Annotated in this window: 8 protein-coding genes and 1 pseudogene; 6 read left to right on the top strand and 3 right to left on the bottom strand. The window is 68.3% G+C overall.

The window, feature by feature from the left end; all coding sequences use genetic code 11:
• Window positions 1–20: 20 nt before the first annotated feature.
• Both CLU95_RS03905 and CLU95_RS03900 read right to left on the bottom strand, forming a co-directional pair.
• A pseudogene (locus CLU95_RS03905) lies at window positions 21–386 on the bottom strand (TetR family transcriptional regulator C-terminal domain-containing protein); the annotation flags it as partial.
• 36 nt (window positions 387–422) lie between these two features.
• Entirely contained in the window at window positions 423–2054 is a 1632-nt protein-coding gene (locus CLU95_RS03900) for a glycosyltransferase family 39 protein (protein WP_099790616.1), read from the bottom strand.
• Window positions 2055–2225: 171 nt separating this feature from the next.
• On the opposite strand from CLU95_RS03900, the gene CLU95_RS03895 reads away from it, so the two are divergent.
• Complete coding sequence (locus CLU95_RS03895) at window positions 2226–4598, top strand: DNA polymerase II (RefSeq protein ID WP_099790614.1); 2373 nt, start codon at window positions 2226–2228, stop codon at window positions 4596–4598.
• A gap of 158 nt (window positions 4599–4756) precedes the next feature.
• Here the strand turns inward: CLU95_RS03895 and prpR are convergent, their stop codons facing one another.
• Entirely contained in the window at window positions 4757–6715 is a 1959-nt protein-coding gene (gene prpR / locus CLU95_RS03890; protein ID WP_099797101.1) for a propionate catabolism operon regulatory protein PrpR, read from the bottom strand.
• A gap of 164 nt (window positions 6716–6879) precedes the next feature.
• Between prpR and CLU95_RS03885 the strand changes: the two genes are divergently transcribed.
• The 5 genes from CLU95_RS03885 to CLU95_RS03865 are packed head-to-tail and all read left to right on the top strand — an operon-like array spanning window position 6880 to window position 11920.
• Window positions 6880–8079 carry a CaiB/BaiF CoA transferase family protein gene (locus tag CLU95_RS03885; protein WP_099797100.1) on the top strand — a complete coding sequence of 400 codons (1200 nt, stop codon included), beginning with the start codon at window positions 6880–6882 and terminating at the stop codon, window positions 8077–8079.
• Entirely contained in the window at window positions 8076–9017 is a 942-nt protein-coding gene (locus CLU95_RS03880; protein ID WP_099790612.1) for a hydroxymethylglutaryl-CoA lyase, read from the top strand. The genes CLU95_RS03885 and CLU95_RS03880 overlap by 4 nt, the downstream gene beginning before the upstream one ends.
• On the top strand, window positions 9014–10006 hold the full coding sequence (locus CLU95_RS03875; protein WP_099790610.1) for a tripartite tricarboxylate transporter substrate binding protein: 993 nt from the start codon (window positions 9014–9016) through the stop codon (window positions 10004–10006). Before CLU95_RS03880 ends, CLU95_RS03875 begins: the two co-directional genes overlap by 4 nt.
• Before the next feature lie 5 nt (window positions 10007–10011).
• Complete coding sequence (locus CLU95_RS03870) at window positions 10012–10875, top strand: isocitrate lyase/PEP mutase family protein (RefSeq protein WP_099790608.1); 864 nt, start codon at window positions 10012–10014, stop codon at window positions 10873–10875.
• A gap of 34 nt (window positions 10876–10909) precedes the next feature.
• Window positions 10910–11920 (top strand): Bug family tripartite tricarboxylate transporter substrate binding protein, encoded by a 1011-nt coding sequence (locus CLU95_RS03865; protein WP_099790606.1) that lies wholly within the window; start codon window positions 10910–10912, stop codon window positions 11918–11920.
• Window positions 11921–11924: the final 4 nt, after the last annotated feature.

Here is an 11924-nt window from a genome sequence, read left to right as displayed (position 1 = left end):
ACGGTGGCGCGCTGCGGGACTCAGGCCTTGATGCCGCAGCTGCCCAGAACGAACGCCACCAGTTCCCGCGCGATCGGCTCGCGCTCGATCGGCGCCTCGGGCGGCAGGCCGAGCATCACGCGCGTCTGTATCGCGCAGTCGACGTAGCTCTGGGTCATGGCCCAGATGTGCATCGGCAGCAGGCGCGCATCGAGCGGGCGCATCTGCCCGCGCGCGATCCAGCCGTTGATGACATCGACCTTCTTCTGTGTCCAGGCCTGCGCGTTGGGCCCGTAGCGGTCGAGGTTGCGACCGCCGTCGAGCACTTCACGCGTGAAGATGCGCGAGATCTCGGGGGTGTCGAACGCGTGGTCGAGCTTCTTGCGGATGTCGTCGCCCTGCACCGTGGCCGGACCGCTGGCGCGGCTGCGTGCAGCGCGAAGTCAGGGTGGTGGCGATGGCGGCGCCGCTGGCGTTGGCGCTGGTGCTGCCGGCGTGTCCGCCAGGCACCCGCGCAGATCGCGCTTCCCGTCCGGCAACAGGATGCCCCAGCGCACACGCACGCTGTGCGCTTCGTCTTCGCCCGCCCAAGGCAGGCGCAGGTTGCCCGTGCAACCGGCGGTTGCCAGCAGCGGCGCCAGCAGCAGCCCCTCGGAGCGGAACTCCGGCGTGTCCAGGATGAGCACCATGCCGCCTTCCCGTGCCAGCGTGTCGGGCGCCAGCCAGGGCGAGGTGCGCGGGTCGCCGTCGATCAGCAGCTGGACGGCAGGGTCCATGTGCAGGACCACCGCGCCCGCAAACCAGGTGTCGCCCACCATCAGGCGCAGGGGGCGGTCGTCGACATGCTCACGCCACAGGGCGTCGACTGCCTTGGCGATCTGTCGTGAGGGCAGGTTGGCGCGCGTGATGTAGCCGTGCCTGGCGCTCCAGACGCCGTCGATCCATGCCTGGCCGAACGCACCGGCGACATGCAGGCATGTCGCGGCAGCAAGCATGCCCACCCAGCGGTGGCGACGCCAGCGTTCCGCCTCGAGACCCGGCAGCACCGCCACCGCCCACATGGCAAGCGGAAGAAAAAAGGTGCTGAGCCACGAAGCGACCAGGCGCGTCTGCAGCAGCGCCGACGCGGCCAGCACCAGGCACACCGGCCCGAGGGTCGCCCAGGCCAGAAAACGACGGTCGAACGCATTTTTTTCCGGCGGCGCGGCGAGCGGGGCGCGCTCGCGCGTGAACCACGCCCATGCAACGAACAGCAGCATCGGGGACAGGCGCGCGAGCTGCACGAGCAGCACGCGAAGCGGCCGGGAGTGCACGTGCGCCGACAGGATGGACGGATGTACCGAATGCCGTGCGTAGCCGATGGTCTGGTCGCCGTGCTGCAGCAGCCACGCCAGGTGCGGCGCCATGAGCAGGAGCGCCACCGCGCCGGCCCGCAGCAGGTCGCGTCGCACGCGCGCATCGCGCCAGGATCCCTCGCGGACGATGAAGGCTGCGCCCACTGCGAACTGCACCACGGCGCTGTACTTGGTGAGCAATGACAATGCCGCGAACACGCCGAGCCACAGCCAGTCGCGGCGCTCCGGCGCCGGCGCACGCAGCACGCGCCAGAGCATCCACCAGTAGCCCGCCATCGGCAGCAGCTGCACCGTGTTGTGGTTGAAGATGGTCGCGCGCTGGACGTGGTAGGTCACCAGAGAGCCGAGCAGCACGGCCAGCGCCGCCCGTTCGAGGCTCATCACCTCCTGCGACCAGCGCCACAGGATGTAGAGCGCGCCCACGCCGCAGCCGACGCCGGCGGCATACGTCAGCCAGGCCTGGCGGCCTGCCAGGGAGACCAGCAGGCCCATCAGCCAGCTCGGCAGCGGCGGATGCTTGTAGTAGCCCCATTCCAGGCTGCCGCCCCAGAAGAGCTCCTCGACGTTGTCCCAAGGCGGCGTTTCGTAGAACGTGGCCATGGGCACGGTCCAGAGCACCACCAGCAAGCCGAGCGCAAGGAGCACGGCGCTGTGCATCGGGAAGGGGCGTGCGGCCGCCGGCAGGTGGCGGGTGGGGGAGGGGTTCAGCCAGGATTGCATCGTGGGCGTTTGTAATGCGCGCGACCTCACCTGGGCCTGACCATTGCGCCGTGCACGCTGCAAATGCCGCGTTCGGCCGGTGGGCGCGCGGGTCCGCAACCCGCTGCGCGGCCGGGCGAAAATCCTGTGCACCCCGCCCGCCTTCCCGCTCTACCGACTCCTCCCGCCCCCGTGACCTCCACCGACCTCAACGGCTTCATCCTCACGCGCCACTGGCGTGATGCATCCGCCGGCACCGAGATCGAGTACTGGCTGGCCACCGATGCGGGGCCACGGAAAGTGGTCCTGACCTCCCACAGCAGCGTGGCGTTTGTCGCCGCTCGGCACCGCGCGGCAGTGGAAGTCCACCTCGCGGCCATGCCGGGTGTGCAGTTGCGCGAGCTCGCGCTCCAGAGCTTCCAGCAGGAACCCGTCCTCGGTGTCTACGCGACGCACTTCCGCCAGCTCGGCCGGCTGGCGCGCGCGCTCCTGGCGCAGGGCATTCCCTTGCTCGAAGCCGACGTGCGCCCGCACGACCGCTACCTGATGGAGCGCTTCATCACCGCCGGCGTGCGGGTGGAAGGAGGGCGGGCAGAGGGCGCCGCCCTCGTCGATTGCAAGCTCAAGCCCGCGCCCGAGTTCCGACCGGTGCTGAAGGTCGTGTCGCTGGACATCGAGACGAGCCAGCATGAAGGGCTCTATTCCATTGCGCTGGACGGCACGCCGGAGCGCGTCGTCTTCATGCTGGGCGAGCCGCCGTCCGAACCGGGCGAGTCTCTGGACTTCTCGCTCGTCTATTGCCCGACGCGCAAAGCCATCATCGAGCAGCTCAACGACTGGTTCGAGCGCAACGATCCCGACGTCGTCATCGGATGGAACGTCATCCAGTTCGACCTGCGCGTGCTGCAGAAGACCGCCAACGACTGCGGTGTGCCGCTGCTCCTGGGGCGCGAGCGCCGCCTCATCGAATGGCGGACCCATCCGGGCAAGCAGGGCTACCTGTTCGCGCCGACGCCGGGCCGGGTCATCCTCGACGGCATCGATGCACTCAAGGCCGCGGTGTGGAGCTTCCCGTCCTTCAGCCTCGAGAACGTCTCGCAAACACTGCTCGGTGAAGGCAAGGCCATCGGCGACGAGTACGACAAGATGGCGGAGATCGAGCGGCGCTATCAGGAAGACAAGCCCGCGCTCGCGCTCTACAACATCCGCGATTGCGAGCTGGTGCTGCGCATCTTCGACAAGGCGAAGCTGCTGCAGTTCATGATGGAGCGCGCCCAGGTCACCGGCCTGCAGGCCGACCACTTCGGCGGTTCCATTGCCGCGTTCAGCCACCACTACCTGCCGCGCATGCACCGCCTGGGCTACGTGGCGCCGAGCGTGGGCGAGATTGCGAGCAAGGCCTACCCCGGCGGGTACGTGATGGACTCGAAGCCGGGCTTCTACGACTCGGTCGTGGTGCTGGACTACAAGAGCCTTTACCCCTCGATCATCCGGACCTTTCTGGTCGATCCGGTCGGGCTCGTCGAGGGCTCGAACGCCGCCGATCCGAGCGTGCTCATCCACGGGCCGCAGGGCACTGTCTTCTCGCGCGACAGGCACTGCCTGCCGGAAATCGTGACCACGCTGTGGCGCGCGCGGGACGAGGCCAAGCGCGCGAAGAACGAGCCGCTGTCGCAGGCGCTGAAGCTGCTCATGAACTCGTTTGCCGGCGTGCTGGGCGCGTCCGAGTGCCGGTTCTTCAACCCGAAGCTGGTGTCCGCCGTCACCCTTCGCGGGCACGAGATGATGAAGCTCACGCGCGAGTTCGTGGAAGAGCGCGGCTACGAGGCCATCTATGGCGATACCGACTCGATCTTCATCTGGCTCAAGCGCACCCACACCAACGACGAGGCGCACGCCGTTGCGGCTCGCCTGGCGGCCGACATCAACGACTGGTGGGCGCGCACGCTGCGCGAAGAGCAGGGCCTGGAGAGCTTTCTCGAGATCGAGGTCGACACCCACTACAAGAAGTTCTTCATGCCCACCATCCGCGGCTCGGAGGTCGGTAGCAAGAAACGCTACGCCGGTCTCAGCGTGGACGCCGTGGGCAAGGAGGAGATGGTGTACCGCGGCCTCGAGATGGCGCGCAGCGACTGGACCCTGCTGGCGCGCCAGTTCCAGGAAGGCCTGCTGTCACGCATCTTCCAGGGCGAGCCCTACAAGGCGTTCGTGACCGACTACGCAAGGGCGACGCTGGCGGGTGCGAAGGACGACCTGCTCATCTATCGCAAGCGCCTGCGCCATCAGCTCGATGCCTACCTGGTGAACGTGCCGCCGCAGGTGCGGGCCGCGCGCATCGCCGACGACCACAACGGCCGGATCGGCCGGCCGAAGCAGTACCAGAAGGGTGGCTGGATTCAGTACGTCATGACGCAGAACGGACCGGAGCCGCTGGAAACCCGCCATTCGCGCATCGACTACGAGCACTACCTGACGCGGCAGCTGCAGCCGATCGCCGATGCGATTCTTCAGCCGATGGGCGACAGCTTCATGGCGTTGACGACGTCGCAGCGCGGGCTCTTTTAGTGTGGTGTCCCGCAAATAGCTGCGCAAATGAAATCGATGCGTTTCGCGTCAGGGCAAGGCGCAAACCGCAGCGATACCCGAAGGTATCGCGAGGATTTGCAACGCCGCCCTGGCGTGAAAGGCGCGATTTCATGCGCAGTTATTTGCGGGACACCACACTAGCCCGGCGCCTCGGCGCCGTGTTCGCGCATCCAGCGCCACAGCGTGGAGCGGCTCACGCCGAGTTGCCGGGCTGTGGCCTGCCGGTTGCCTCCTTGCGCCTGCAGTGCCGCGACCACGCGCGCTGCGCTCAATCCGGTGGTGTCCGCCGCCTCGGGTTCGGCATCGGCAAAAAGCTCCGGCAGGTCATGCCGCAGTTCGTCGTAGCGAACGTCCTCGAGACGGTCGAACTGCATGAGGAACACGGCGATGCGCTCACCAAGGTTTTCCAGCTCGCGGATGTTGCCGGGCCAGTCGTAGGCGCGCAGGCGCGGCAGCAGCGGCGCCAGCGCGCGCACCGGGTCCAGGCGTGTGCCCAGGCGCTGCAGGCAGCGGTCGACCTGCGCTTCGGCCAGCGGCGCGATGTCTTCGCGACGCTCGCGCAACGGCGGCAGCGGCAGGCGCAGCGTGTTGAGGCGGTAGAACAGGTCTTGCCGGAAGCGGCGCTCGGCAATCATGTCGTTCAGCGGCTGATGCGTGGCAGCAATCACGCGCACATCGACCGGAATGGCGGCCGTGGCGCCGAGCCGCGTGATCTCGCGCTCCTGCAGCACGCGCAGCAGGCGCGTCTGCAGCTGCAGCGGCATGTCGCCGATCTCGTCGAGGAAGAGGGTGCCCGTGTGCGCCGCCTCGAACAGGCCGCGTTTGCCGCCGCGGCGTGAGCCGGTGAAGGCGCCTTCCTCGTAGCCGAACAGCTCGCTTTCCAGCAGCGCTTCCGGAAAGGCGGCGCAGTTGACGGCGACGAAGGGCCGCCCCGCGCGCACGCTTTCGTTGTGGATGGATTGGGCGAACAGCTCCTTGCCGACGCCGCTCTCGCCGGCGATCAGCACCGTGAGGTCGGTGCGTGCAAAGCGCCGCGCGGTCTGCACGGCACGCACGAAGGCCGGGCTCTGGCCGATGAGGTTGGCGAAGCGGTGGCGCGCCGCGCTCTGGCGCCGGCCCTGCTGGATGCGCAGGCTGGTGTCGGCTTCCTGGATGGTGCGCGCGTCGTACAGGGTGAGGGCGGCGCCGACGATCTCGCCGTGCTCGCGGATCGGCGTGCGGTTGACCACCCAGTCGCGCTGCGCAAAGCGCTGCACCACGGCGCGCTCGACCTGCCCGCTGTCGAGCGTGGGCTGCAGCGACAGCTCGGGTTCGATCGCCTCCAGCGACTGGCCGATGAGCCGCGCGTGCGGCGGGCCGAGCAGCTGCTGCATCGGCGGGTTGACCGCGATCACGCGGTTGTCGCGGTTCACCGCCAGCACGGCCTCCTGCAGGTTGTGCAGCACGCCGTTGAGCTGCTCGTAGCGGCCGGCTTCGAGCCGCGCGACGCGTGCGAGTTCGAGCGCGTCTTCGAAGCCCTTGCGCACGCTGCCCAGCGAGTAGGCGAGCAGCCCGTGCAGGCCGGCCTGCTCCGCGAGCTCGACGACCAGGCTGGAGCCGACGATCACCTCGAAGCCCTCGCGCCGCAGCTGCTCGAAGCGCTGGCGCGCGTCGTCGGGTGTCTGGTAGGCGTGCTGCACCACCTCGATGTTGAGCAGGTCCTTCACCTCGTCGAGTTCGGGAATGGTCTGGCCGTACATGACGACGCCGACGCGGCTGGACATGCGCCGCGCCTTGATGAGCGCCTGCAGCAGGTCGAAGCCGCTCAGCTGGATGGTGGCGACGGGCGCCTGCAGGCCGGTGCGCAGGATGCTCGCGTTCGAACCCGCGCTCACGAAGGCATCGACCAGACCGCGCTCGAGGCGGTCGCGCGCGATGGCGAGCGCGTCGCCGAAGGTGCCGTCGACCACCTCGATCTCGGCGCGGCCGGTGTACTCCGCCACCACCGGCATCGCGAACCCGCGGATCTGCCGGTAGCTCAGGAAGCACAGGCGCGGCAGTTCGCCGCTGCGCACGGAAGCCGGGAAGAAGTGGGAGGAGGGGCGGTCGCTGGGCATGTCGCATTGAAACATATGAGTGTTTCATTCATGTCGCATTGCAACTTGAGGCGAAAGCTGTGGGAAGGCAAGTCCTTTTCAAATCAAGCACTTACGTGCGTCTCGAGCGCTGGCACGGCCCCTGCAATAGCTGGGCATTCGCCAACCTTTCGGAGACATTGAACGTGGCACTCGAACACATCACCGTGCTGGACCTGACGCACATGCTGTCCGGCCCCTACGGCACCATGCTGCTGGCCGACCTCGGCGCGCGCACCATCAAGGTCGAGCCGCCCGGCAGCGGCGAAGGCACCCGCCGCCTGCTGGAGAACGACCCGCACTATTCGCGCGATGGCATGGGGGCGTACTACCTCACGCTCAACCGCAACAAGGAGAGCGTGTGCGTCGACCTGAAGACGCCGGCCGGCAAGGCGGTGTTTCTCGACCTCGTGCGCAAGGCCGACGTGGTGTTCGACAACTTCAGCGTCGGCGTGACCGAACGGCTGGGCATCGACCACGCGTCGCTTGCCGCCGTGAACCCGCGCATCGTCACCTGCTCGGTCACCGGCTTTGGCCAGACCGGCCCGCACACGCAGCGCCCGGCCTTCGACCAGGTGGTGCAGGCGATGGGTGGCGGCATGTCGATCACCGGCACGCCCGAGACGGGCCCGACGCGCAGCGGCATCCCCATCGGCGACCTCGGCGGCGGCATGTTCGGTGCGATGGGCGTGCTGGCCGCGCTGGTGGAACGCGACCAGACCGGCAAGGGCCAGCATGTCGACGTGTCGATGCTCGACGCGCAGATCTCGCTGCTCAACTACATGGCGACGATGCACCTGCTGTCGGGCCACGTGCCCGAAGGCATCGGCAACGGCCACTTCGTGCATGTGCCGTACAACAGTTACCCGACGGCCGACGGCCACGTGATCATTGCCTGCATCGGCGACCCGTTCTTCGACCGTTTTGTCGAGTTCATCGACCTGCCGGCGCTGCGCAAGCCCGAATACCGCCAGCAGCCGGTGCGCTTCGCGGCCAAGGCCGAGATCGATGCGGTGGTCGGCGAAGCCATGCGCAAGCAACCTACCGCCCATTGGCTCGAACGCCTGCGCGAGGCGCGCATTCCCTGCGGCCCGGTCAACAACTTCGAGCAGGCGCTCAACGATGCGCAGGTGCTGGCGCGTGACATGGTGGTCGAGGTGCCGCTGAAGACCGGCGAGCGCGTGCGCATGCCGGGCAACCCCATCAAGCTGTCGGCGGCCGACAAGGGCAAGGCGTTCACCTGCCCGCCGGCGCTCGGTGAAAACACGCGCCAGGTGCTGGTCGACCTCGTCGGCTACGCCTCCGACAAGCTCGAGGCGCTGCGCGCCGAAGGGGCGATTGCATGAGCGCGAAGGAAGCGATTCACATCACCGACGTTGCACCGCGCGACGGCTTGCAGAACCAGGCGGTGCACGTCGACACCGAAGGCAAGCTGCACCTCATCGAACTGCTGGTCGAGGCCGGCTTGCGCAGCATCGAGGCGACCAGCTTTGTCTCGCCGAAGGCCGTGCCGCAGATGGCCGACGCCGCCGAGCTCGTGCCGCAAGTGCAGGCGCGCTTTGCGGCGCTGCGCACCTCGGTGCTGGTGCCCAACCTCAAGGGCCTGGAGCGCGCGCACGCGGCCGGCGCGAAGGAGATCGCCGTCGTGCTCTCGGCCACCGAGACCATGAACCGCAAGAACATCAACATGGGTCTGGACCAGGCCACCGAGGTGAGCGAGCAGACGATTGCCGCCGCGCGCGCGCTGGGCCTGCGCACGCGCGCCTACGTGGCCGTGGCCTTCGACTGTCCCTTCGAGGGCGAGACGCCGCTGGACGAAGTGCTGCGCCTGTCGGCCCGCATGCATGCGGCGGCGGCCGACGAGATCGTCATCGCCGACACCATCGGCTCGGCCTCTCCGGGCCAGGTGAAACAGCGCATGGCGGCGCTGCGCGGCGTGGTGCCGATCGAGCGCCTCGCGGTGCACCTGCACGACACGCGCGGCATGGGCGTGGCCAATGCCTGGGCGGCGCTCGAAGCCGGCGTGCGCCGCTTCGACGCGAGCGTCGGCGGCATCGGCGGCTGCCCGTTCGCGCCCGGCGCCGCCGGCAACGTGGCGACGGAAGACCTCGTGCTCATGGCCGAGCGCAGCGGCTTTTCCACCGGCATCTCGCTCGCCGGCCTGCTCGCGGCGGTCGACTTTGCACAGGACGCACTGCGCAAGCCGCTCGGCGGCCGCGCCATCACCTGGCTGCGCCGCCAGCGCGACAAGGACACCCAAGACAACACCCGGAGACTTGCATGAACCCCACCTTCCACCTTCCTCATCCCAACCGCCGCCAGATGCTCGCCGGCCTCGCGTCGCTCGCCGCCATCGGCACGGGCGGCAGCGCTTTCGCGCAAGGCGCCAAGTACCCGAGCAAGGCGGTCACGCTCGTGGTGCCGTATTCGGCCGGCGGCGGCACCGACATCGTCGGCCGCCTGATGGCGCAGCGCCTGTCGGAGCTGTGGGGCCAGTCGGTGGTGGTCGACAACCGCACCGGTGCCAACGGCGTGATCGGCTCCAGCACCGTGGCGCGCGCGGCGCCCGATGGCCACACGCTGCTGCTCGTGGTGGGCTCGCACGCGGTCAACCCGGTGCTGATGAAGTCGCTGCCCTACGACACCGACAAGGCCTTCACGCCCATCACCAACATCGCGAACTCGCCGTCGGTGCTGGTGGTGCAGGCCAACGGCCCCTACAAGACGCTGGCCGACCTGCTGGCCGCCGCACGCAAGGAAGAGCTGGGCTGCGGCTACTCGGAAGGGCAGACGCGCCTCACCGGCGAGCTGATCCGCCAGGTCGGCCACCTCAAGCTGACCGGCGTGCCCTACAAGGGCGGCGCGCCGATCATGGTCGACATCATCGGCGGCCACCTGCCGATGGGCGTGACCAGCGTGCTCACCGCGCTGCCGCATGTGCGTTCGGGCGCGTTGCGCGTGGTGGGCGTCGCGGCCGATCGCCGCATGCCGCTGTTCCCCGATGCGATGACCTTCAAGGAAGCGGGTTTGAACGGTGTCGAGTCGCTGAGCTGGTACGGCCTGTTCGGCCCGGCCGGTCTGCCGGCGCCCATCGTGGCGCAGATCAACCAGGACCTGAAGAAGGTCACGGCCGACCCCGCGGTGCAAAAGCAGATGCACGACCAGGGCGCCGACATCACGCTCACGCCCCCGGCCGAGTTCCGCACCTTCCTGGCGAGCGAGACGAAGAAGTGGTCGCTCGTCGCGCAGCGCGGCGGCATCACGGCGGAGTAAGCGGCATGGCGAACCCCATCCTCCGACAGAAGCTCGACCGCGGCGAGTTCATCGTCGTGCCCGGCCTGCACGACATGATTGCGGCCACCGTGGCGAACAAGGTCGGCTTCGACATCGTCTACGGCACGGGCTACTGGCTCACGGCCTCGAGCCTCGGCCTGCCCGACGCAGGCATTGCCACCTACACGCAGATGCTCGACCGCATGGCGACGCTGGTGCGCACGAGCCAGGGCGCCGTCATCGCCGATGCCGACACCGGCTACGGCGGGCTGCTCAACGTGCACCACACGGTGCGCGGCTACGAGGCGGCCGGCGTCACGGCCATCCAGCTCGAAGACCAGGAGTTTCCGAAGAAGTGCGGCCATACGCCCAACAAGCGCTGCGTGCCGACGCAGAACATGGTCGACAAGATCAAGGTGGCCGCGCAGGCGCGCGAGGACAAGGACAACTTCCTCATCATCGCCCGCACCGATGCGCGTGCTTCGCTCGGCGTCGACGAGGCGATGCGCCGCCTGGAAGCGTATGCCGAAGCCGGCGCCGACATCCTGTTCTTCGAGGCGCCGCAGTCCGAGGAAGAGATGCGCAAGGCCTGCGCCGCGTTCGACACGCCGATGCTGGCCAACATGGCCGATGGCGGCAAGACGCCGATCCTGCCCGCGAAGGTGCTGGAAGAGATCGGCTTTGCGCTGGCCATCTACCCCTCGCTCACCAGCCTGTCGGCCGCCGCCGCGATGGAACGCGCGCTGAGCCACCTCAAGCACAGCGGCATGAGCCAGGCGCCCGAGGTGCCGCTGTTCGATTTCAACGAGTTCTGCGGTCTCATCGGCTTTCAGGACGTGTGGGATTTCGAGAAGCGCTGGGCGCGCTGAAGATTCAATCAACAAAAGAACGGAGACAAGACCCATGACGAACACCGACAAGATTCCCCGCCGCAGCGTGCTGGCGCTGGCAATGGCTGCCGCGAGTGCGCTCGCGATCGGCATTGGCATCACCGCCACGCCGGCGCACGCACAGCAGGACTACCCGAACAAGCCGATCCGCCTCGTCGTGCCGTTCACGCCCGGCGGCGTGACCGACACCGGCGCGCGCGTCGTGGCCGAGCGCCTCGGTGCGCGGCTGGGCCAGCAGGTGGTGGTCGACAACCGGCCCGGCGCCTCCGGCAACATCGGCACGCAGATGGTCGCGGCCGCGGCGCCCGACGGCTACACGCTGGTGCTGGGCTTCGACGGCACGCTCGTCATCAACCCGCACGTGTTCGCGAAAGTGCCGTTCGACACCGTGAAAGACTTCGTGCCCGTCAGCAAGATCGGCGATGCGGTGCTCGTCATCGTCACGCACCCCTCGGTGCCCGCGAAGACCTTGCCCGAGCTGATCGCGTATTCGAAGAGCAACCCGGGTGGCTTGTCGTACGGCAGCTCCGGCACGGGTGGCACGCCCCACATCGCCGCCGAAATGCTCAAGGTGAAGACTGGCGCCAACTTCATCCATGTGCCCTACAAGGGTGGCGGCCAGGCCATGACCGACGTGGTCGGCGGTCAGCTGCCCATGCTCTACACCGCCGTGGCCGGCGCGTTGCCGTTCATCGAGCGAGGGCAGGTGCGCGCCATCGCGATCTCGAGCGCGCAGCGGCTGCCGTCACTGCCCAACGTGCCGACCGTCGGAGAAACCGTGCCGGGCTTCGAGGCGAGTTCGTGGATCGGTCTGCTCGCGCCCGCCAAAACCCCCCAGCCCATCGTCGATCGCATCCAGCGCGAGCTGCATGCCGTGGTGAACGAGCCGGCGGTCAAGGAGCGCCTGGCCAAGCTGGGCATCACGTCGGTGGGCAACACGTCGGCGGAGTTCGGCCAGCAGATCCAGGCGGACCTGAAGAAGTACGCCGATGTGGTGAAGGCGGCGGGCATCAAGATCGACTGAGGCG

The sequence above is a fragment of the Variovorax sp. 54 genome (genome assembly GCF_002754375.1).
Lineage (GTDB): Bacteria > Pseudomonadota > Gammaproteobacteria > Burkholderiales > Burkholderiaceae_C > Variovorax.
The sequence above is the reverse complement of the archived record's forward strand: the minus strand, read 5'-3'. Positions and strand labels throughout refer to the sequence as shown.

Bases quoted from the DNA above. Each gene is read 5' to 3' on its own strand.
- CLU95_RS03900 (WP_099790616.1), bottom strand. From the start codon at position 2,054: ATGCAATCCTGGCTGAACCCCTCCCCCACCCGCCACCTGCCGGCGGCC.
- prpR (WP_099797101.1), bottom strand. From the start codon at position 6,715: ATGCCCAGCGACCGCCCCTCCTCCCACTTCTTCCCGGCTTCCGTGCGC.
- CLU95_RS03880 (WP_099790612.1), top strand. From the start codon at position 8,076: ATGAGCGCGAAGGAAGCGATTCACATCACCGACGTTGCACCGCGCGAC.
- CLU95_RS03875 (WP_099790610.1), top strand. From the start codon at position 9,014: ATGAACCCCACCTTCCACCTTCCTCATCCCAACCGCCGCCAGATGCTC.
- CLU95_RS03870 (WP_099790608.1), top strand. From the start codon at position 10,012: ATGGCGAACCCCATCCTCCGACAGAAGCTCGACCGCGGCGAGTTCATC.
- CLU95_RS03865 (WP_099790606.1), top strand. From the start codon at position 10,910: ATGACGAACACCGACAAGATTCCCCGCCGCAGCGTGCTGGCGCTGGCA.